The organism is Pseudomonas sp. B12(2026) (assembly GCF_057767015.1).
The window spans coordinates 4241018-4261477 of the sequence record NZ_CM173430.1 but is presented as its reverse complement, the minus strand read 5'-3'; the positions used below and the strand labels follow the sequence as shown (position 1 = coordinate 4261477).

Sequence of the window (20460 nt, the reverse complement as noted above, 5' to 3'; positions counted from 1 at the left end):
GGATGCCGCAGTATGCGTTCGGCGTGCGCCGCGCAACCACTGCGCGGGCACGCCGGCAGGAGGCCCTACGAGGCGCGCGCGGCGCGGCTGGCGGCCGGCGAGCGGGCCAGGTAGTCCAGCGCTTCCTGGGTGTTGGCCTCGTGGTCCGGGTGGTACCAGGGCTTGAAGTAGCGCAGGAAGCTGGTGCCCACCGAGCCGAGCTTCGGCAGCACGCCGCGCCTCGAACCGTCGAGCCAGATGGCGGCGAAGGAGCGCGGCCGGACGATGCTCGGGTCCTGCCGCGACAGGGTGCGGGTGCCGAAGGCGAACAGCCAGGTGATCAGCGGCCACACCACGAACATCCACAACTGGCGGCTGATGAAGCTGCCGCCCAGGTGCACGTGCAGGTCGTGGGCGACGTTGCGGTGCTCCACTTCCTCGGCGCCGTGCCAGCGGAACAGGTCGAGCAGCACCGGGTCGGCGCCCTTGCGGTCCAGCGCGTCGGCCTCCAGCACCCATTTGCCGAGCACGCAGGTGAAGTGCTCCACCGCCGCGACGATGGCGCAGCGCTGGCCGATCCACCAGCGCCTGAGCCAGGGCGTGCGGTCGAACAGGCCGGAGCCCAGCGGCGTGTCGCTGAGCAGCTGTTCGAACAGGTAGTCCATGACCTTCAGGTAGCGCGTGGAGTCGATGCCGTGGTGGTTGAGGTAGCGCTCCAGCGCGCCGGAGTGGGCGCGGGCGTGCATCGCCTCCTGGCGGATGAAGCCCTGCACGTCGTCGCGCAGGCGGGCGTCCGTGACGAAGGGCAGCGCCTTGTTGTACAGCCGGCAGAACCACAGCTCGCCGGCCGGCAGCATCATGTGGATGACGTTGATCACGTGCGAAGCCTCGGCCTCGCCGGGAATCCAGTGCAGCGGCGAGTTGGAGTAGTCGAACTGCACCTTGCGTTGCACCAGCTTGTGATGATGGTCGTTCATGGGGATTCTCAGTCGGTCAGGTCGAGGCGGGCGAACAGGCGCGACAGCCAGGGCATGAAGCGCCATTGCAGGGCGCCCAGGTGCACTTCGCTGCCAACCTTCACCAGCGGCTGGTTGCGCTCCACCGCGCGGGCGATGCGCTCGCCGACGGTGTCCGGGCTGAGCCGGCGGCGACGGTAGAAGCGCTGCACCTTCGCGCGGTGTTTCGCTTGCTGTTCGTCGTCGAGTCCGGCGAAACGGGTGGCCTGGACGATGCCGGTGTCGACGAAGCCCGGACACGCCGCGCTGACGCCGATGCCGTGGCCGGCCAGCTCGGCGCGCAGGCATTCGCTGAGCATCAGCACCGCCGCCTTGCTGGTGGCATAGGCCGGGTAGTTGCGCGACGGCGCGAAGGCCACGCCGGAGGCGACGTTGACCAGGTGCCCGGGCGTGCCGGCCTCGACCATCTGCTTGCCGAACAGCCGGCAGCCGTCGATCACACTCCACAGGTTGATGCGCAGCAGGCGCTCCCACTCCTGCGGGGTGGTCTTGAGCATCGGCCCGGCCAGGCCGATGCCGGCGTTGCTCACCACCACGTCGGGCACGCCGAGGCTGCTCTTCACCCACTGGGCGAAGCGCTCCATCGCCGCGCTGTCGCCGACGTCCACGCAGTAGCTGCAGGCGCTGGCGCCCAGCGCCCGGGCCAGCTCCGCGCTGCGCTCGGCGGCGGCCGGGTCGATGTCCGCGGCCAGCACGCTGGCGCCGCGCTCGGCGAAGCTGAGCAGGGTCGAGCGGCCGATGCCGCCGCCGGCGCCGGTGACCACCACCAGCTTGCCGGCGAAGGACCCGGCGCCGGGTTTGTGCGCCGCGCGTTGCAGCTCGGGGCCGGCCTCGCCGCCTTCGACGTGCTGGACGAATTCGCCGATCCAGCGCGCCAGCTGCGTCGGCTCCGCCAGCAGTTGCCAATGCCCGGCGCTGACCTCGCGGCGCCACAGGCGCGGCGCCCACAGCGAGAGCTGCTGGAACAGCTGCTGGCCGACATAGCGGTCGCGGGTCGGCACGATCAGTTGCATCGGCACCTCGGTGTGGCGCCTGCGCGGCCTGAAGATCGCGCTGATGAAGTTGGCCCGGTAGAGCTTCACGCCATGTTCGCCGTCGCTGGCCTGGTGCGGGTTGCGCGGCGGGTTGCGGATGCCCTCGACCTGGCGCAGGTAGCGCGGCCACAGGCGCGCCGCGCCCAGGCGCCAGGACAGCACCGGCAGCAGCGGCAGGTGGAAGTAATAGATGTACCAGGAGTGCAGCAGCTGGCTGAGCATCTGCAGCAGCGCGCGCGGCGTCTTGCGCTGCAGGCGGTCGCGCATCCAGAAGCCGACGTGGTCCAGGCAGGGGCCGGAGATGCTGGTGTAGGAGGCGATGCGCGCGCGCAGCTCGGGATCGGTGACGCTTTCCCAGGTCTGGATCGAGCCCCAGTCGTGGGCCAGCAGATGCACGGCGCGTTGCGGGCTGACCGCGTCGAGCACCGCCCTGAGGTCCTGGCTGAGCAGCTCCAGGCGGTAGTCGCGGGTCCTGCGCGGTTTGTCCGATTCGCCGGCGCCGCGCACGTCGTAGGCCACCACCTGGAAGCGCCCGGCCAGGCGCTGGATCAGCGGCAGCCAGACGTCATGGTTGTCCGGGTAGCCGTGGACGCAGAGGAGCATCGGCAGGTGCGCCTCGCCCCAGCGCCAGACCGCCAGGCGCACGTCGCCGGAGCGCACGTCCAGGCGCTCGGGCGTCGGCAACGGGTTCTCCAGCATCGCGTTCATGCCACCTCCCGCCGCGCCGGGGCGCTGACCAGGCCGCGGGCGATCCAGCGGCGCACGTGGGGCAGGTCGTCGTCCAGCCAGAAGGCGTCGTCCGCGGTGACCACCAGCAGCTCCTCGAATTTGGCGCCCACGCCGCGCAGGCCCAGGTGCGGTTCCACCGCCCACAGGCCGGGCGTCGGCGCGTGCCGTGAGCGGTCGTTGCTCGACCACAGCGGCGACCAGCCTTCGCGGCGGCCGGTGATCAGCGCGTTCTTCACCAGGGTGGCGACGTTGCGCACGCCGAAGCGCGCGATCGACGGGCCGCTGCTGCGCGCGCCGAGCTTTTCCACGCGGTGCGCCAGCACTTCGAAGGGGTAGGCCTTGTGCCGGGGCAGGGTGCCCTGGCGCTGGCAGAGGCGGTCCACCGACTGGCTGACCTCGGCCAGCGGCAGGCGCTGGCGGACCTGTTCGAGGATCAGGTTGCGGTGCGCCAGCAGGTCATCCATCAGCCGCTCCAGCAGCAGGTTGCTGCCCAGCGCGCCGGAGTAGCCGACGTCGGCGGTGTAGGCGCCCAGGGTCGGCGCGCAGTCGAGGATGAACGGCATGCCTTCCTCCAGGCGCTGCCTGCCGGGGTAGAAGGCCAGGTTGAAGCCGCCCAGGTGGCGCAGGCCGTCGAAGCCCCTGAACGCGGTGCGCGGGCCGAACCAGGCGAAGGGCTGGTGGAACCAGTCGCGCACGCCGTGATCGAGCAGCCAGGTCTTCATCAGCGCGGCGGTCTCGCGCTCGCTGATGCCCGGACGCAGTTCGCCGGCAATGGTTTCGCAGCAGCGGTAGGCCAGCTGCTGAATCTCGCGGAAGTGCCGCAGGTCTTCGGGAGTGGGCACCCAGGCGCCGTGGGACATGACTTTCTCCAGGCTGGTTGTGGTTATCGTGACATTGAGCGATGTCACGATCGATGCTGACCCATCGCTGGCCGCTGCGCCATGTCGTGCGCGGCGGGCCTGGAGTGTTACCGGACGGGCAAGCCGCTGGCGGCGCGGCTTGCGGGAGGACGGCGGAAATCGGGCGGGCGCAGTTCCCGTCTTTGGTTGGGCCGCCGGGCTGTGCGGCGGGTCACCAAGGCATTAGCCCTTTGGATTGTTCGGCGTGGCGAACGCTGGCTATCATCCGGCCCATGAGCACACCCCTGAACCTGCTGCAGCGCCTGCTGCAACGCCCGGACGACGCGCCCCCGGCGCAAGAGGACGCGCGCGAATACACGGTGGACGAACTGGCCCGCGAGGCCGGCAGCACCGTGCGCAACCTGCGCGCCTACCAGGACCGCGGCCTGATGCCGCCGCCGGAGCGCCGCGGCCGCGCCGGGGTGTACTTCGCCAGCCACCTGCGCCGGCTGCGGCTGATCAACCGCCTGCTGGAGCGCGGCTACAACATCGCCAACATCAAGGAACTGCTGGAGAGCTGGGAGCGCGGCCACGACCTGGACCACGTGCTCGGCCTCGACGAGGCCATCGTCGGCCCGTGGAACCTGGAATCGCCCGGCAGCATCGGGTTCAGCGACCTGCAGGCGCTGTTCGGCGACGAACTCAACGACGCGGTGATCGAGCAGGCGCTGGAGCAGGGCCTGCTGGCTTTCGACGGCGAGCGCATCAGCATTCCCAGCCCGCGCCTGTTCAACGCCGGCGTCGAGCTGTACCGCGCCGGCATTCCGCTGGCCGCGCTGCTCGATCATCTCGCCGTGTTGCGCAGCGACACCGAGCACCTGGCCGCCGGCATCGTGCGCCTGGTGGTCACCCATCTGGTGGACAGGCCCGGCGCCGACCTGCTGCCCGGCGCGGCCGACCTGGAGCGCCTCGCCGAGGTGTTCCAGCGCCTGCGTCCGCTGGCCGAGCAGGTGGTGCTGGTGGAGCTGGCGCGCGGCCTGAAGCGCTCAGCCAACGAGATGCTCGGCGAGCGCGTCGGGGAAATCCTTCGCCGGTTGGAAACGCCGGAGTAGCGGCTCAGGTCCTGCCCGCCGCCAGTGCCAGCTTGCCGCGCAGCCAGCGCCGCGCGGGCTCTTCCTCACTGGTCTCGGACCAGATCTGCACGAAGTCGAAAGGCCCTGGTTTGGGCGGGGTTCGCGAGCAAGCTCGCTCCTACGAAGAACAGGCACGGTGCTCCTCTGTAGGAGCGAGCTTGCTCGCGAACCGCCGCTGCTGCCAAATCCCGGTTGGGCGACTTATCTAAGGCTCAGATGCCGGCTCAACAACGCCCTCAACGCCGCCGGTTTCACCGGCTTGGGCAGGAAGTCCAGCCCCGCCGCGTGGATCTGCGCCACCAACTCGGGACGGGCGTCGGCGCTGATCACCACGCCCGGCACCGGCTCGCCCAGGCGGGTGCGCAGCCAGGCCATGAGGTCGGTGCCCAGCTCGCCGTCGTCCAGGTGGTAGTCGATCAGCGCCAGCTGCGGACGCGCGTCGCCTTCCAGCAGGGCCTGGCATTCCTCGCGGCTGCGCGCGGTGAGCACGCGGCAGCCCCAGCGGCTGAGCAGGCTGTTCATGCCGGTGAGGATGCTGTCCTCGTTGTCCACGCAGAGCACCTGCGCGCCGTTGAGCTGTTCCGGGGTTTCCACCTTGTGCCCGTTGATCTGCGCCGGCGCCGGCTGCCGGGCCAGCGGCACGCTGACGCTGAAGACGCTGCCCTTGCCCGGCCAGGAGCGCACTTCCAGGCGGTGGCCGAGCACCTTGCACAGCCGGTCGGCGATTGCCAGGCCCAGGCCCAGGCCCTTTTCCGCGCGGGTCTGGTGGCTGTCCAGGCGCTTGAATTCCTCGAAGATCACGTGGAGCTTGTCCGGCGGGATGCCCGGGCCGTGGTCCCACACCTCCAGGCGCAGGTGCCCGGCGTCGCGGCGCACGCCCAGCAGCACGTGGCCCTTGGCGTAGCGGAAGGCGTTGGTGAGGAAATTCTGCAGCACCCGGCGCAGCAGCTTGATGTCGCTCTCGATGCGCAGCTTGCTGCCGCGCACGTGGAAGTCGATGCCGTGCTCCTGGGCCAGCACGCGGAATTCCACGCCGAGGGTGTCGTACAGGTTGCTCAGCGGGAAGGCCGCGACGTCGGCGCTGACGCGGCCGCCTTCCAGGCGCGAGATGTCCAGCAGGTCGGCGATCAGGTCTTCCGCCGAGCGCAGCGAGGAGTCCAGGTGGCGCACCAGTTCGGTGGCTTCCTCGGGCAGTTTTTCCTGGTGGGAGAGGGCAGCGGAGAACAGCCGCGCGGCGTTCAGCGGTTGCATCAGGTCGTGGCTGACCGCGGCGAGGAAGCGCGACTTCGACTGGTTCGCCGCCTCGGCGTTGCCCTTGGCCTCGGTGAGCGCCTGGTTCAGCTGCGAGAGCTCGAAGGTGCGCTCCTGCACGCGCTGCTCCAGGCCCTCGTTGGCGTCCTTGAGGCCCTGTTCGGCGTCGCGGAAGGCGGTGATGTCGGTGAAGCTCATGACGAAGCCGCCGCCGGGCATCGGGTTGCCGATCAGCTCGATCACCCGGCCGTTGGGGAACAGCCGCTCGGAGGTGTGCGGGGTGCCCTGGCGCATCCAGTACAGGCGCTTGGCCACGTGCAGGTCCGGGTCGCCCGGCCCGCACAGGCCGCGCTCGGCGTTGTAGCGGATGATGTCGGCGATCGGCCGGCCGACGTAGATCAGCCCTTCCGGATACTCGAACAGCTCGATGTAGCGGTGGTTCCAGGCCACCAGCCGCGCCGACTGGTCGACCACGCTGATGCCCTGGGTGATGTTCTCGATGGCGCCCTGCAGCAGCGCGCGGTTGAACTGCAGCACTTCGGAGGCTTCGTCGGCGATCTTCACCACGTCCTCCACCTGCATCTCGCGGCCTTCGATGGCGGCCTTCACCACCGCGCGCGCCGAGGAGGCGCCGAGCACGCCGGCGAGCAGGCGTTCGGTGTGGGCGATCCACTCGCCGTTGGCGTTCTGGCTCGGGGTGAAGCCCTTGCCCTGGCGGTAGGCGAAGCGGATGAAGCTCTGCCGCGCGCGCTCCTCGCCGACGAAGCGGGCGGCGAGCATCAGCAGGTCTTCCAGTTGCACCGCGAGCATCGAGCGCGAGCTGAGTTTCTGCGAGATTTCCTGGCCGATGAAGCGGCCGGCCTGCCAGTGCTCGGAGACGCGGGTGCGGGAGAACACCGAGACCAGTCCGAACAGCGCGAAGTTGCCGATCAGCGAGAGCAGCACGCCGAGGGTCAGCGGCTCGATCAGCAGGCCGAACGGTCGGCCTGCCAGCCAGGCCAGGCCCGGGAAGGCTTCCAGCGACCAGCCCAGGCCCTTGGCGATCACCGGCAGCACCAGGGTGTAGGCCCACAGCAGCGCGCCGGCGGCGAGTCCGGCGAACACGCCGCGGCGGTTGGCCTGCTTCCAGTACAGCGCGCCGATCATCGCCGGGCCGAGCTGGGCGATGGCGGCGAAGGCGATCTGGCCGATGGTCGCCAGGCTCGCGCTGGAACCCAGCAGGCGGTAGCTGACGTAGGCCAGCAGGAGGATCAGCGCGATGCTCACCCGGCGCACGGTCAGCAGCCAGTGGCGGAACGCCTCGAAGGGCTGCTCGGCCTCGCCTTTGCGGCGCAGCAGCCAGGGCAGCAGCATGTCGTTGGAGACCATGGTGGACAGCGCCACGCTGGCCACGATGACCATGCCGGTGGCCGCCGAGGCGCCGCCGATGAAGGCCAGCAGGGCCAGCGCCGGATGGGCTTCGGCCAGCGGCAGGCTGATCACGAAGGAATCGGGGATGACCCCGGCCGGCAGTTGCAACTGCCCGGCCAGCGCGATGGGCACCACGAACAGCGCGGCCAGTACCAGGTAGATCGGGAACACCCAGCGCGCCAGGTTGAGGTCGCGCGGCTCGATGTTCTCCACCACCAGCACGTGGAACTGCCGCGGCAGGCACATGATGGCGGTCATCGCCACGCCGGTCTGCAGCAGCAGGCCCGGCCAGTGCGCGGTCTCTTCCCAGTAGCTGGCCAGTTGCGGCGCGGCGCGGGCCTGGTCGAACAGGTCGCCGAAGCCGTCGTAGAGGCCGTAGGTGACGAAGACGCCCACCGCGAGGAAGGCGGCGAGCTTGACCAGGGATTCGAAGGCGATGGCCAGGACCATGCCGCGGTGGTGTTCGGTGACGTCCAGGCTGCGGGTGCCGAAGACGATGGTGAACAGCGCCAGCACCAGCGAGACGATCAGCGCGGTGTCCTGGGCGCGGCTGCCGCCGGCGTCGGCGCCGGCACCGATCAGCAGGTTCACCCCGAGCACGATGCCCTTGAGCTGCAGGGCGATGTAGGGCAGCACGCAGACCACGCAGATCAGCGCCACCACCACCGCCAGGGACTGCGACTTGCCGTAGCGCGCGGCGATGAAGTCGGCGATGGAGGTGATGTTCTCCTGCTTGCTGATCATGATCATCTTCTGCAGCACCCAGGGCGCGAAGAGCATCAGCAGCACGGGGCCGACGTAGATCGGCAGGAACGACCAGAGCTGGCCGGCGGCCTGGCCGACGGCACCGAAGAAGGTCCAGCTGGTGCAGTACACCGCCAGGGAGAGGCTGTAGACCCAGGCGCGGACGCGCGGCGAAAGTGGGGCGCGACGGCGGTCGCCATAGAACGCGATGGCGAACAGGACCGCCATGTAGAGCAGGGCGACCGTTGCGATCAGCCCACTGGACAACGACATGCTGACTCCGAAATGACTGGCTCCCCCGCAGGAGCGCTCGCAGCAGTTTCGCACCAAAGTTCCGATGTGTCAGACGCTTGCTACCAATGTCTCAGTGGCGCTGTGTCGCGCTTCTCACTTGAGGTGCGCCGGCCGGGCTGATAGCGTGCCGGCCTTTACGCGCCGCCCGTCTGTCGAGCCCCCTTGCGGGTGCGGCACTTCGGCCAGCCGCTACGCTCTGAAATGAGCGAGATTCCCGCGTCGACGCATCCAGGAGGACGCCATGTTCAGACCGTCACCGATCACCTTGCAGCGCGGGGCCTTGCGCCTGGAGCCGATGGTGGAGGCCGACGTGTCGGAACTGGTGACGCTGGCGGAAGCCAACCGCGAGGCGTTGCAGTTCATGAGCGCCCCGCAGCGTCCGGACTGGTACCGCCAGGGCCTGGCCGACCAGCGCGAGGGCCGCGCGCTGCCGCTGGTGGTGCGCCTGGGCAACGAGATCGTCGGCACCACGCGCTTCATGGACTTCCTCCCGGCGCTGCCGGCCTGCGAGATCGGCGCCACCTGGCTGGACCAGGCGCAGCACGGCAGCGGCCTCAATGCGACCATGAAGTACCTGATGCTGCGCCAGGCCTTCGACGGCTGGAAGATGGTCCGCGTGCAGCTCAAGACCGCCGCCAGCAACCTGCGCTCGCAGCGCGCCATCGAGAAGCTCGGCGCGGTCCGCGAAGGCGTGCTGCGCAATCACCGGCGCCTGGCCGGCGGCCGGCTCGACGACACCATTCTGTACAGCATCACCGACCGCGAGTGGCCGCAGGTGAAAGCCGCGCTGGAGGCGCGTTTCACCGGCTGACGGCGCTGTTGTAAGCTGGCTGGCCGCTCTCTGGCGAGCGGCGAGGCGGCGGAGCGAGAGATGCAACACGGTGGCGTGGACGGAGAAAAGACACGGTTCTGGCGGGCCCAGGAATTGGGCGGCGTCGAGCTGCTGCACGCGCGCTACATCGAGCAGGTGTTTTCGCCCCACGTCCACGAAGGCTTCGCCTTGGTGCTGATCGAGCAGGGCGCGCAGCGCTTCCACCATCGCGGCGGCGAGCATTTCGCCCCCAGCGGCAGCATGGTGCTGATCAACCCCGACGAGGTGCACACCGGCTCCAAGGCCGACGAGGCGGGCTGGCTGTACCGTGGCTTTTATCCCGAGCTGGGGCAGGTCTCCGGCATCCTCGAGGAACTCGAACTGGGCCGCTCCGGCACGCCGTCCTTCGCCGCCAGCGTGGTGCAGGACCCGGAACTGGTGCAGGCGTTGCTCGGCGCCCACCGGCTGCTGGAGTCCGAGGCGACGGTGCTGCAGCGCCAGACCTGCTGGCGCGAGGCCCTGTTGCTGCTGTTCCAGCGCCATGCGCGGATTCCCGATGCGCCGGCCGCCGGCAACGAGCCCCTGGCGGTGGTGCGCGCCCGCGAGCTGCTGGGTGCGCGGCTGATCGATCCGCCGTCGCTGGAGGAGCTTTCGGCGGCGGTCGGCCTGTCGCCGTTCCATTTCGCCCGGGTGTTCCGCAAGGCCACCGGCCTGCCGCCCCACGCCTGGCTCAAGCAGCGCCGCCTGGAGCAGGCCCGCGCCCTGCTCAAGCAGGGTTGCGCGCCGGTGAGCGTGGCGATGCAGCTGGGCTTCGCCGACCAGAGCCATCTCGGCCGCCAGTTCAAGCAGGCCTACGGAGTGGGGCCCGGCGAATACCGCCAGGCTTGCGCAAGATCGTTCCAGACGGCGTGAACCGTTCGCTCCGGGCTGGAGCCAAGGAGACGCCCTGTCACGCAAGGCCCACTGCCTGCGCCAGCCTTTCCAGGGTTGTCGGCGTCGTCATCCAGGGCACCCCGGCCAGCACCGCCGACCTGCTCGCCGGTATCGTCCGCATCGCGATTTCCGCCGTGCCCCGCAACCTGCTGGTGTTCTTCCTGCTGCGCTGGATGCCCGGACAATTGCTCGCAAGAAAGATAATCCAGTCCAATAGGAAAAACATATCATTTGATAGAGATTTTCATTTACGAAATTTACGATTTGGCGTAATTTGCGCCCCCTTCACGTAGTGCCCGCAGAGGGGGAAGCATGTCGTCCGTTCGTTCATGGTCGCGCCTGGCGATCGCCGTTGCCCTGGCCACGCCGCTGCTGCCGGCCCAGGCCGAAGAAGAGACCAAGGAGCTGGATTCGGTCACCGTGGTCGGTGACTGGCTCGGCGACGCCGACCAGCAGGTGGTGCAGAACCACCCCGGCGCGCGCACCGTGGTGCGCCGCGAAGCGATGGTCGAAAAGGGCGCGCAGAACGTGCGCGACGTGCTGCGCGGGGTTCCCGGCGTACAGGTGCAGGACAACAACGGCACCGGCGGCAGCGACGTTTCCCTCAACGTCGGCGTGCGCGGCCTGACTTCGCGCCTGTCGCCGCGCTCCACCATTCTCATCGACGGCGTACCGGCCGCCGTGGCGCCCTATGGCCAGCCGCAGATGTCGATGTTCCCGCTGTCGGTGGGCAACCTCGACAGCGTCGACGTGGTGCGTGGCGCCGGTTCCGTGCGCTATGGCCCGCAGAACGTCGGCGGGGTGATCAACTTCGTCACCCGGGCGATTCCCAAGGAGTTCTCCGGCGACGTCGGCACCACCACCGAGACCGCTTCCCACGGCGGCTGGAAGAAGCTCTACAACGCCTTCCTCGGCGGCACCGCCGACAACGGCATGGGCGTCGCGCTGCTGTATTCCGGCGTGAAGGGCGCGGGCTACCGCGACGGCAACGATTCCACCGACATCGACGACGTGATGCTCAAGACCCACTGGGCGCCCACCGATGTCGACGAGTTCTCCGCCAACTTCCACTACTACGACGGCAGCGCCGACATGCCCGGCGGCCTGACCCAGGCGCAGTTCGACAAGGACCCGTACCAGTCCGTGCGTGACTGGGACAACTTCACCGGCCGGCGCAAGGACGTTTCGCTCAAGTACAAGCGGCAGATCGACGACCTCACCCAGTTCGAAGTGCTGACCTACTACAGCGACAGCTTCCGCGGCAGCAACATCGCCAACCGCGACCGCAATGCCCTGGCGTCCTACCCGCGCGACTACCACACCTTCGGCATCGAGCCGCGGGTGTCGAAGATCTTCATGGTCGGCCCGACCACCCAGGAAGCCAGCATCGGCTATCGCTACCTGAAGGAAGCCATGCACGAGCGCGCCAGCCAGGTCGGCCTGGTCGACAACGTGCCGACCGTGAAACCGGACGCCGACGGCCACACCTACCAGGACCGTACCGGCGGCACCGAAGCCAACGCCATCTACCTCGACGACAAGATCGACGTGGGCAACTGGACGGTGACCCCGGGCATCCGCTTCGAGAGCATCTCCACCGACTGGCACGACCGCCCCGTCGTCGACAACAAGGGCAAGCCGGTGCAGGAGAAGAAGCGCAGCAAGGACTACAACGAGCCGCTGCCGGCGCTGGCGGTGATGTATCACCTGTCGGACGAGTGGAAGCTGTTCGCCAACTACGAGACGTCCTTCGGCAGCCTGCAGTACTTCCAGCTCGGCCAGGGCGGCAGCGGCAACGAAACCGCCAACGGCCTGCAGCCGGAGAAGGCCAAGACCTACGAAGTGGGCACCCGCTACGACGACGGCGTGTGGGGCGGCGAGGTGACGCTGTTCTACATCGACTTCGACGACGAGCTGCAGTACATCAGCAACGACGTGGGCTGGAGCAACCTGGGCACCACCAAGCACCAGGGCGTCGAGACCTCGGTGCACTACGACATGGCCGCGCTCGACCCGGTGCTGTCGGGCCTGACCGCCTATGGCACCTTCACCTACACGCATGCCACCTACGAGGGCGAAATCCCCGGCTTCAAGGGCCGCGACCTGCCGCTGTACTCGCGCCAGGTGGCGACCGTCGGCCTGCGCTACGAGCGCGACCGCTGGACCTACAACCTGGACGGCTTCGCCCAGTCGAAGCAGCGCGCGCCCGGCCCGACCACCGACAGCAAGGGCAACTTCACCGGCAACTACATCACCGAACCGACCGCCGATGGCCAGTACGGCGACATTCCCGGCTACATGCTGTGGAACGTCCGCGCCGGCTACGACTTCGGCCCGCAGCTGTCGAACCTGAAGCTGGCCGCCGGGGTGAAGAACGTCTTCGACCAGATGAACTACACCCGCTCCAGCGACAACAATGCCGGTATCTACCTGGGCGAACCGCGCACCTTCTTCGTGCAGGGCAGCGTCGGTTTCTGACCCGGCCCTCGCCTGAGTGAAAAGCCCGTCCCAGCGACGGGCTTTTTCTTGCCCGCAGCAACCCGGCAGATCATCGGTTGCAGTGGATTTGCGCGGAAAATGTGGCTTTTCTTCACGCCATTGCCGTCAAATCCGTGCTGTCATTCCGGCCACGCGGCCATCACGCAGGTAAACAAGGACGATGACTGAACATTCGCAATTCGCCCTGCTGGGCAAGAAGCGTTTCCTGCCATTCTTCATCACCCAGCTGCTGGGTGCCTTCAACGACAACATCTTCAAGCAGTCGCTGATCCTGGCGATCCTCTACCACCTCACCGTCGGCGGTGACCGCAACCTGCTGGTCAACCTCTGCGCGCTGCTGTTCATCCTGCCGTTCTTCCTGTTCTCCGCCCTGGGCGGGCAGTTCGGCGAGAAGTTCAACAAGGACGCGCTGATGCGCGCGCTGAAGCTGGCCGAAATCGCGATCATGCTGGTCGGCGCCGCCGGCTTCGTGCTCGGCAGCCTGCCGCTGCTGTTCCTCGCGCTATTCGCCATGGGCACCCACTCGGCGCTGTTCGGCCCGGTGAAGTATTCGATCCTGCCGCAGCACCTGCGGGAGGACGAACTGGTCGGCGGCAACGCGCTGGTGGAAATGGGCACCTTCCTCGCCATCCTCGCCGGCACCATCGGCGCGGGCGTGCTGATGTCGCGCCAGGACTACGCCGCCGGCGTCGGCATCGCCGTGGTGCTGGTGGCGACCTGCGGCTACCTGGCCAGCCGCAACATCCCCCGCGCGGCGGCCGCGCTGCCGGAGCTGGCGGTGGACTGGAACATCTTCCGCCAGTCCTGGAGCATCCTCATGCTCGGCCTGCGCCAGCGTCCGGCGGTGTCGCGCTCGCTGGTGGGCAGCTCCTGGTTCTGGTTCCTCGGCGCGGTCTACCTGACGCAGATCCCGACCTACGCCAAGGACCTGCTGCACGGCGACGAGAGCGTGGTGACGCTGATCCTCACCGTGTTCTCGGTGGGCATCGCACTGGGGTCGATGCTCTGCGAAAAGCTCTCGGGCAAGAAGGTCGAGATCGGCCTGGTGCCCTTCGGCTCCATCGGCCTGAGCCTGTTCGGCATCCTCCTCTGGTGGCATTCCGGCGGCTTCCCGCAGGGCGAGCAGCCGTACGACTGGCTGGCGGTGCTGGAGCATTCGCAGTCCTGGGCGGTGCTGGCCGACATCCTCGGCATCGGCATCTTCGGCGGCTTCTACATCGTGCCGCTGTACGCGCTGATCCAGGCGCGCACCGAGGAGGACAAGCGGGCGCGGGTGATCGCCGCCAACAACATCCTCAATGCGTTGTTCATGGTGGCGGCGGCGATCGTCTCGATCCTGCTGCTGTCGGTGGCGAAGCTGTCGATCCCCGAGCTGTTCCTCGTGCTGTCGCTGATGAACGTCGCGGTGAACGTGTACATCTTCAAGATCGTTCCCGAGTTCACCATGCGCTTCCTGGTCTGGCTGCTGACCCATTCGATGTACCGGGTCGACCACCGCAACCTCGACGTCATTCCCGACGAGGGCCCAGTGGTGCTGGTGTGCAACCACGTGTCCTTCGTCGACGCGCTGCTGATCGCCGGTTCCGTGCGGCGCCCGGTGCGCTTCGTCATCTACTACAAGATCTTCCGCATCCCGGTGCTCAACTTCATCTTCCGCACCGCCGGCGCGGTGCCGATCGCCGGGCGCAGCGAGGATGCGGCGACCTATGAGCGGGCGTTCGCCAAGGTTGCCGAGTACCTGCGCGACGGCGAGGTGGTGTGCATCTTCCCCGAGGGCATGCTGACCCTGGATGGCGAGATGAACGAGTTCCGCAGCGGGGTGGAGCGGATCATCGCGGAGACCCCGGTGCCGGTGATCCCGATGGCGCTGCAGGGGCTGTGGGGCAGCTTCTTCAGCCGCGATCCGCGCAAGGGCTTCCTGCGCCGCATCTGGTCGCGGGTGTGCCTGGTGGCCGGCCAGCCGGTGGCGCCGCAGGAGGCCGGGCGCCTGGCGCTGCAGGAGCGGGTCGCGGCCCTGCGCGGCGCGGCGCGCTGAGTTTCCCTGCAGAAAAGAAAAAGCCCCGGCAGTGCCGGGGCTTTTTCATGGGCAAATCGCGGTTCAGATGACCTGAACTTCGTCAGCCTGCAGGCCTTTCTGGCCTTCAACAACGATGAAGGAGACCTTCTGGCCTTCCTGCAGCGACTTGAAGCCAGTGCCCTGGATGGAGCGGAAATGCACGAAGACATCGTTGCCGCTTTCCGGAGTGATGAAGCCGAAGCCCTTGGCGTCGTTGAACCACTTGACGGTGCCGGTCTGACGATTCGACATGGAATTACACCTTGAACAATTGAATATTGTTTTGCGGAAAAGTCCGCGCTCGTCCTGAGTTGCAAGGTGCAGTCGATGCCGGGTGATGGGGATTCGCCCCACCAGGTCACGAGCCACAGTGACCCAAGCAAACACAGTGGCCCGCAGCATACCGACAAATTTTCGGGAAAGCGACAGCCCGCCGGCATCGACCCCGATGCAGCGTCAGTGGCTCAGTTTCAGGCCGACCAGCCCGCACAGGATCAGCGCCACGCTGAGGATGCGCACCGGCGCCATGGACTCGCCGAACAGCCAGATACCCACCGCGACGGTGCCTGCCGCGCCGATGCCGGTCCAGATGGCGTAGGCGGTGCCCAGCGGCAGGTTCTTCATCGCCACGCCCAGCAATCCCACGCTGGCGGCCATCGCCAGGACGGTGAGCACGGAGGGCAGCGGACGGGTGAAACCTTCGGTGTACTTCAGGCCGACGGCCCAGGCGACTTCGAACAGGCCGGCGACGAACAGGATGATCCAGGACATGGGAACTCCAGACGGTGGATGGATGGAAGGGCCGTCCCCGCTGGAGCACCGGAAGGTGGTGAGGTCGTCCTCACAATGTGCATTATTTTGCACAAATTCGGTGCGCCGGGCAAGCCGGGCACCGGATCAGTGCCTCATCGCGAGGCTTGCTGCTGCGCGGGCGGCTCGTCGTCCATGCGCCGGAACCAGGTGGAAAGCGTCGCCCCGGAAATGTTGTGCCAGACGCTGAACAGCGCGCTGGGCACCGCCGCCAGCGGCGAGAAGTGCGCGCTGGCCAGGGCGGCGCCGAGGCCGGAGTTCTGCATGCCGACCTCCAGCGCCAGCGACTTGCGCTGTGGCAGCGGCAGGCCGAAGACCTTGGCAGTGAAATAGCCGAGCAGGAAGCCGAAGCCGTTGTGCAGGATTACCACCGCCAGGATCAGCAGGCCGGACTCGGCGATCCTCGCCTGGCTGGCCGCGACCACCGCGGCGACGATGATCACGATGGCCACCACCGAGACCAGCGGCAGCACCTCGACCGCATGCCGTACCCGCGCGCCGAGCAGGCGCCGGGCGGCGAGGCCGAGAACGATCGGCGCCACCACGACCTGCAGGATCGACCAGAACAGCGCGCCGAAGGAGACCGGCAGCCAGGCCGAGGCCAGCAGCCAGATCAGCGCCGGAGTGAGCAGCGGGGCGAGGAGGGTGGTGACGCCGGCGATGGCCACCGACAGCGCCAGGTCGCCGCGCGACAGCCAGGTCATCACGTTGGAGGCGGTGCCGCTGGGGCAGCAGCCGACCAGGATCACCCCGACGGCGATTTCCGCCGGCAGGCGCAGCGCCTGGCAGAGCAGCCAGGCCACGCCGGGCATGATCACGAAGTGGGCGACCACCCCGAGGGAGACGCGCCAGGGATGCCGGGCGACTTCGGCGAAGTCCTCGACCTTGAGCGTCAGACCCATGCCGAACATCACCACGCCGAGCATCGGCACGATGGCGGGGGCGAGCGGAGTGAACAGGCCGGGGGCGAAGAACGCCAGGATGGCGAACAGCAGCACCCAGAGGGCGAAGGTGTTGCCCATGAAGCGGCTGAGTCGGACGAGGGCGCGCACGGGGCTTTCCTTTTTATAGTGTCGGGCGCCGCGCGGGCGCGGCGCCCGTCGGAGCGTCAGATGCCTTCCGGAATCGCCTCGCCGCCGAGCGCTTCGATCAGCGCCGGGAGGAATTCGGCAAAGGTCAGCATCATCAGGGTGAAGCTGGCGTCGAGCTGGCCGAGGGCGTCTTCGCCGCCGTCCTGCTCCGCCTTTTCCTGCAACAGGTCCTCGAAGCGCAGGCGCTTGATCGTCACCTTGTCGTCGAGGACGAAGGACAGCTTGTCCGACCAGGCCAGGGACAGCTGGGTGACCAGCTTGCCGGAGGTCAGGTGCAGCTGGATTTCCTCGCTGGTCAGGTCCTGGCGCTTGCAGCGCACCACGCCGCCGTCTTCGTGGGTGTCGCGCAGCTCGCACTCGTCGAGGACGAAGAAGTCGCCGGCGGCTTCCTGGGTCTTCACCCATTCGGTGAGGGTGGCGGTCGGCGCGACCTTCACGGTCAGCGGGCGCACCGGCAGCGAGCCGAGGGCTTCGCGCAGGGTGGACAGCAGGTCCTCGGCCTTCTTCGCGCTGGAGGAGTCGACCAGGATCAGGCCGAGGCTCGGGGCGATGGCGGCGAAGGTCGCCGAGCGGCGGATGAAGGCGCGTGGCAGCAGGCTCTGGACGATCTCGTCCTTGAGCTGGTCGCGTTCCTTCTTGTAGACCTTGCGCATCTGCGCGGCCTCGATTTCGTCGACCTTGTCCTTCAGCGCGTCACGCACGACGCTGCCGGGGAGGATGCGCTCTTCCTTGCGCGCGCTGATCAGGAAGAAGCCTTCGCTGGCGTGGACCAGCGGCGCGTCCGGACCCTTGCCGAAGGGCGCGGAGAAACCGTAGGTGGTCAGCTCCTGGCTGGCGCAGGGGCGCGCCGGCTTGCTGGCCAGGGCCTTCTCCAGGGCATCGGCGTCGATCTGCAGATCCTGGGTGAGGCGGTATACGAGCAGGTTGCGGAACCACATGAGGGGCGAACTCCTGGACACAAAGAACGCATTATTCCGTCCGGCGCTTTCCAGGCCAACCCCGTTTTGTCATTCGCACGCTTCATCTAAGCCTTTGGAACATCTGAAAATTTTTTTCATCACGGGGCTTGCCAGTCTCGAGTCTCCTCCGTAGAATGCGCCCCACTTCGAGAGTGAAGGGTGATTAGCTCAGCTGGGAGAGCATCTGCCTTACAAGCAGAGGGTCGGCGGTTCGATCCCGTCATCACCCACCAAACTCGAGGTCCGACGCAGCGGTAGTTCAGTCGGTTAGAATACCGGCCTGTCACGCCGGGGGTCGCGGGTTCGAGTCCCGTCCGCTGCGCCATATTCCGAAAAGCCCTCAGGTAGCGATACCTGGGGGCTTTTTCTTTGCGTGCGGAAAAGCCCCGCCACGTTGCATTCCTGCGACCTGCTCGCCGTACATATCCCGTTAATTTTCCTATAAGTTTGCTGTGGGAACTTCTCCCCTGGCGGGGGTTCCTATTGCCCATAGCCACTGGCCACGAGCGCCTGATAAGCTCGCGGCTTCAAAGACCCTGCCGTGACGGCGCAAAGACAAGGATTCAGCATGAAACAACATCGGTTGGCGGCAGCGATCGCGCTGGTCGGCCTGGTTCTCGCAGGCTGCGACAAGCAAGCCGCTGAAGTGGAACTGAAGACCCCCGCGCAGAAAGCCTCCTACGGCATCGGCCTGAACATGGGCAAGAGCCTGGCCCAGGAAGGCATGAATGACCTGGACTCCAAGGCCGTCGCCCAGGGTATCGACGATGCCATCGGCAAGAAGAAGCAGAAGCTGACCGACGAAGAGCTGACCGAGGCCTTCACCTTCCTGCAGAAGCGCGCCGAAGAGCAGCTCGCCAAGAAGAACTCCGAAGCCCTGGAAGCAGGCAAGAAGTTCCTCGAGGAGAATGCCAAGCGCGAGGGCGTGGTCACCACCAAGTCCGGCCTGCAGTATGAAGTCGTGAAGAAGGCCGAGGGTCCGCAGCCCAAGGCTACCGACGTGGTGACCGTTCACTACGAAGGCAAGCTGGTCGACGGCACCGTGTTCGACAGCTCCATCCAGCGCGGCAGCCCGATCGATCTGCCGGTCGGGGGCGTGATTCCGGGCTGGGTCGAAGCCCTGCAGCTGATGCATGTCGGCGAGAAGATCAAGCTCTACATCCCGAGCGAGCTGGCCTACGGCGCGCAGAGCCCGAGCCCGACCATCCCGGCGAACTCCGTGCTGGTGTTCGATCTGGAGCTGCTGGCCATCAAGGACCAGAATCAGCCGGAAGCGACTGAAGAAGCTCCGAAGCAGAACTGAGTACCTTCGTACCAATGAAAACGCCCCGTTACCCGCGGGGCGTTTTCGTTTTTGCGGGACCGGCTCTGGAGCGGCGTGCTGACCTTAGGGGCTGTTTAGGAAAAGTCTGACCCCCGGTGTTACGCTTATGCACATATTTGCCGCAGTTGTCGTATTGCCGGGTGCTTGACATTCGCGCAGCCATCGAATAGCCGCAACTGCATGATTTTTAACGCATTTGTCGGGCTGGATAAAAAATCGCCTATCTGTCTGGAAGCCTGATGCCCCGGGCGTTTGGGCGGTATTGAAACTGTCTTTCAACAGAGTTATCCACAGTAAAGGTGGATAACCCGAAGCAATTTGTCTGGATGTTCCCACCGAGGTGATGTGATGAAAAAGCCTCCAGGATTCGATCGCTACCTGAATCTTGCCGGACGCTTCCTGGCCCGCGGCCGGGTTCCGGCGTTGCTGTTCGCGGTGGCGCGCAAGAGCGGCCGGCTGAAGCTGGCCCGCAATGACCTGAAGCTGCTCCAGGAACTGTTGGTGGCCTGGGTGCGCGGCGACTATCGCGGCATCAGCTCCCAGGCCCTGGTGTCCGTGGTGGCGGCGCTGCTGTACTTCCTGGCGCCGGTGGACCTGGTGCCCGACTGGCTGCTGGGCGTGGGATTCCTCGATGACCTGGCCGTGCTGGCCTGGGTCGTGCGCCGCTGGCAGTCCGAGCTGGATGCCTTCAAGGTGTGGCGCGACGGCCAGGGGGTGGAAGCCCGCGAGGCACTCAAGCAACTGCCGGCGCCGGAGCCGGTTCAGCGTCTCTGACGCAGCAGCTGGTTCTGATGGGCGAGCATGCGCTGGATGGAGCCATCGTCCACCAGCGCCTGCAACGCCGCGTCGAGACGCTCGGGCGGAAGCGGTAAGGCCGGGCCGTAGGAGCAGTGGATCGAATAGTGCTGCAGGGCCACTGGATTGATCCGGATGGCCAGGCCGGGATGTTCCAGCAGCACGAACTCCAGCGGCCGGCGCATGTCGACAATGGCGTCCAGGCGGTTGTGTTCGAGCATGTGCAAGCGGGTTTCGAGGTTGCGCACGTCACTGCGGCGGATCGTGCGGTTGGCGAAGGCCGCCATCAGATCGGGCGGGTAGACGTAGCCCAGGCTGGTGCCCAGCGTGTGGCCGCGAAGGCTGTCGAGGGTGGTCAGCGCCGGCGCGTCGTTGCGCTGCGCCAGTACGTCTTCCTCCTCGAACAGGCTGGGCGACCAGTGCAGTTTCTCCGGAGCGCTCATCCATTGCGGGTTGTTGATGCACAGCAGGTGGATGCTGCCCTGTTGCAGCGCGGCTTCCGTGCGCTTGTCGGGGGTCTCGACGAAGCGAACCTGGAGGTTCAGGAGTTGTCCGACCCTTTCGCCCAGATCGCGGACGAAGCCGCGTGCCAGTTCGTGGTCAATACTTTCCACGTAGGGCATCGAGTTGTTTGGCGAGTAGCCCCAGCGCAGTTCTTCGGCGCCGCAGAGGGCGCTCGTCAGGCAGAGGCAGATCGGGAGGAGGCGCTGCAAGTCGGTCCCCATGTCCGGTTGGAGGTGACGGCTGCAGCAG

General features: G+C 67.2%; 17 protein-coding genes and 2 tRNA genes. 10 read left to right on the top strand and 9 right to left on the bottom strand.

Annotated features, from left to right (window positions below; genetic code table 11):
- Positions 1 to 65: 65 nt before the first annotated feature.
- Genes AC3B6A_RS19700 through AC3B6A_RS19690 form a run of 3 tightly spaced genes read right to left on the bottom strand, consistent with a single transcriptional unit; the run spans position 66 to position 3618 of the window.
- Positions 66 to 956 (bottom strand): metal-dependent hydrolase, encoded by an 891-nt coding sequence (locus AC3B6A_RS19700; RefSeq protein ID WP_488398790.1) that lies wholly within the window; start codon positions 954 to 956, stop codon positions 66 to 68.
- A gap of 8 nt (positions 957 to 964) precedes the next feature.
- The gene (locus tag AC3B6A_RS19695) at positions 965 to 2737 is read right to left on the bottom strand and encodes an SDR family oxidoreductase (protein ID WP_488398789.1); all 1773 of its coding nucleotides are present in this window, start codon (positions 2735 to 2737) and stop codon (positions 965 to 967) included.
- Complete coding sequence (locus AC3B6A_RS19690) at positions 2734 to 3618, bottom strand: M24 family metallopeptidase (RefSeq protein ID WP_488398788.1); 885 nt, start codon at positions 3616 to 3618, stop codon at positions 2734 to 2736. The genes AC3B6A_RS19695 and AC3B6A_RS19690 overlap by 4 nt, the downstream gene beginning before the upstream one ends.
- A gap of 392 nt (positions 3619 to 4010) precedes the next feature.
- Here AC3B6A_RS19690 and AC3B6A_RS19685 point away from each other — a divergent pair, with 392 nt between their 5' ends.
- Positions 4011 to 4709 (top strand): MerR family transcriptional regulator, encoded by a 699-nt coding sequence (locus AC3B6A_RS19685; protein ID WP_488403644.1) that lies wholly within the window; start codon positions 4011 to 4013, stop codon positions 4707 to 4709.
- A gap of 222 nt (positions 4710 to 4931) precedes the next feature.
- Here AC3B6A_RS19685 and AC3B6A_RS19680 read toward each other — a convergent pair whose 3' ends face one another.
- Positions 4932 to 8408 carry a PAS domain-containing hybrid sensor histidine kinase/response regulator gene (locus AC3B6A_RS19680; RefSeq protein ID WP_488398787.1) on the bottom strand — a complete coding sequence of 1159 codons (3477 nt, stop codon included), beginning with the start codon at positions 8406 to 8408 and terminating at the stop codon, positions 4932 to 4934.
- A gap of 262 nt (positions 8409 to 8670) precedes the next feature.
- Between AC3B6A_RS19680 and AC3B6A_RS19675 the strand changes: the two genes are divergently transcribed.
- The 5 genes from AC3B6A_RS19675 to AC3B6A_RS19655 all read left to right on the top strand — a co-directional run bounded on the left by AC3B6A_RS19675 (position 8671) and on the right by AC3B6A_RS19655 (position 14707).
- A complete protein-coding gene (locus AC3B6A_RS19675) occupies positions 8671 to 9240 on the top strand; it encodes a GNAT family N-acetyltransferase (protein WP_488398786.1) in 570 nt (189 codons plus the stop codon).
- 60 nt (positions 9241 to 9300) lie between these two features.
- The gene (locus tag AC3B6A_RS19670; protein ID WP_488398785.1) at positions 9301 to 10152 is read left to right on the top strand and encodes a helix-turn-helix transcriptional regulator; all 852 of its coding nucleotides are present in this window, start codon (positions 9301 to 9303) and stop codon (positions 10150 to 10152) included.
- Entirely contained in the window at positions 10125 to 10466 is a 342-nt protein-coding gene (locus tag AC3B6A_RS19665) for a hypothetical protein (RefSeq protein ID WP_488398784.1), read from the top strand. The genes AC3B6A_RS19670 and AC3B6A_RS19665 overlap by 28 nt, the downstream gene beginning before the upstream one ends.
- Before the next feature lie 19 nt (positions 10467 to 10485).
- Positions 10486 to 12651, top strand: a complete 2166-nt coding sequence (locus tag AC3B6A_RS19660; RefSeq protein ID WP_488398783.1) for a TonB-dependent receptor family protein — start codon at positions 10486 to 10488, stop codon at positions 12649 to 12651.
- Between the two features lie 181 nt (positions 12652 to 12832).
- Positions 12833 to 14707: an MFS transporter gene (locus AC3B6A_RS19655; RefSeq protein WP_488398782.1), complete on the top strand. Its 1875-nt coding sequence runs from the start codon at positions 12833 to 12835 to the stop codon at positions 14705 to 14707.
- Positions 14708 to 14770: 63 nt separating this feature from the next.
- Here AC3B6A_RS19655 and AC3B6A_RS19650 read toward each other — a convergent pair whose 3' ends face one another.
- The 4 genes from AC3B6A_RS19650 to rdgC form a co-directional block, all read right to left on the bottom strand.
- Positions 14771 to 14980 carry a cold-shock protein gene (locus AC3B6A_RS19650; RefSeq protein ID WP_024763416.1) on the bottom strand — a complete coding sequence of 70 codons (210 nt, stop codon included), beginning with the start codon at positions 14978 to 14980 and terminating at the stop codon, positions 14771 to 14773.
- Positions 14981 to 15184: 204 nt separating this feature from the next.
- Complete coding sequence (sugE, locus tag AC3B6A_RS19645) at positions 15185 to 15499, bottom strand: quaternary ammonium compound efflux SMR transporter SugE (RefSeq protein ID WP_488398781.1); 315 nt, start codon at positions 15497 to 15499, stop codon at positions 15185 to 15187.
- A 134-nt stretch (positions 15500 to 15633) separates the two neighbouring features.
- Positions 15634 to 16590 (bottom strand): bile acid:sodium symporter family protein, encoded by a 957-nt coding sequence (locus AC3B6A_RS19640; protein ID WP_488398780.1) that lies wholly within the window; start codon positions 16588 to 16590, stop codon positions 15634 to 15636.
- Positions 16591 to 16646: 56 nt separating this feature from the next.
- Complete coding sequence (gene rdgC / locus AC3B6A_RS19635; protein ID WP_488398779.1) at positions 16647 to 17567, bottom strand: recombination-associated protein RdgC; 921 nt, start codon at positions 17565 to 17567, stop codon at positions 16647 to 16649.
- A gap of 178 nt (positions 17568 to 17745) precedes the next feature.
- Between rdgC and AC3B6A_RS19630 the strand changes: the two genes are divergently transcribed.
- The 4 genes from AC3B6A_RS19630 (at position 17746) to AC3B6A_RS19615 (ending at position 19686) form a co-directional block, all read left to right on the top strand.
- A tRNA-Val gene (locus AC3B6A_RS19630) sits at positions 17746 to 17821 on the top strand.
- Between the two features lie 15 nt (positions 17822 to 17836).
- A tRNA-Asp gene (locus AC3B6A_RS19625) sits at positions 17837 to 17913 on the top strand.
- Positions 17914 to 18156: 243 nt separating this feature from the next.
- Positions 18157 to 18891, top strand: a complete 735-nt coding sequence (gene bamJ / locus AC3B6A_RS19620; protein WP_488398778.1) for a BamJ family beta-barrel-assembly machinery protein — start codon at positions 18157 to 18159, stop codon at positions 18889 to 18891.
- A 369-nt stretch (positions 18892 to 19260) separates the two neighbouring features.
- A complete protein-coding gene (locus AC3B6A_RS19615; protein ID WP_488398777.1) occupies positions 19261 to 19686 on the top strand; it encodes a YkvA family protein in 426 nt (141 codons plus the stop codon).
- Here the strand turns inward: AC3B6A_RS19615 and AC3B6A_RS19610 are convergent.
- Complete coding sequence (locus AC3B6A_RS19610) at positions 19674 to 20432, bottom strand: substrate-binding periplasmic protein (RefSeq protein ID WP_488398776.1); 759 nt, start codon at positions 20430 to 20432, stop codon at positions 19674 to 19676. The genes AC3B6A_RS19615 and AC3B6A_RS19610 overlap by 13 nt on opposite strands.
- Positions 20433 to 20460: the final 28 nt, after the last annotated feature.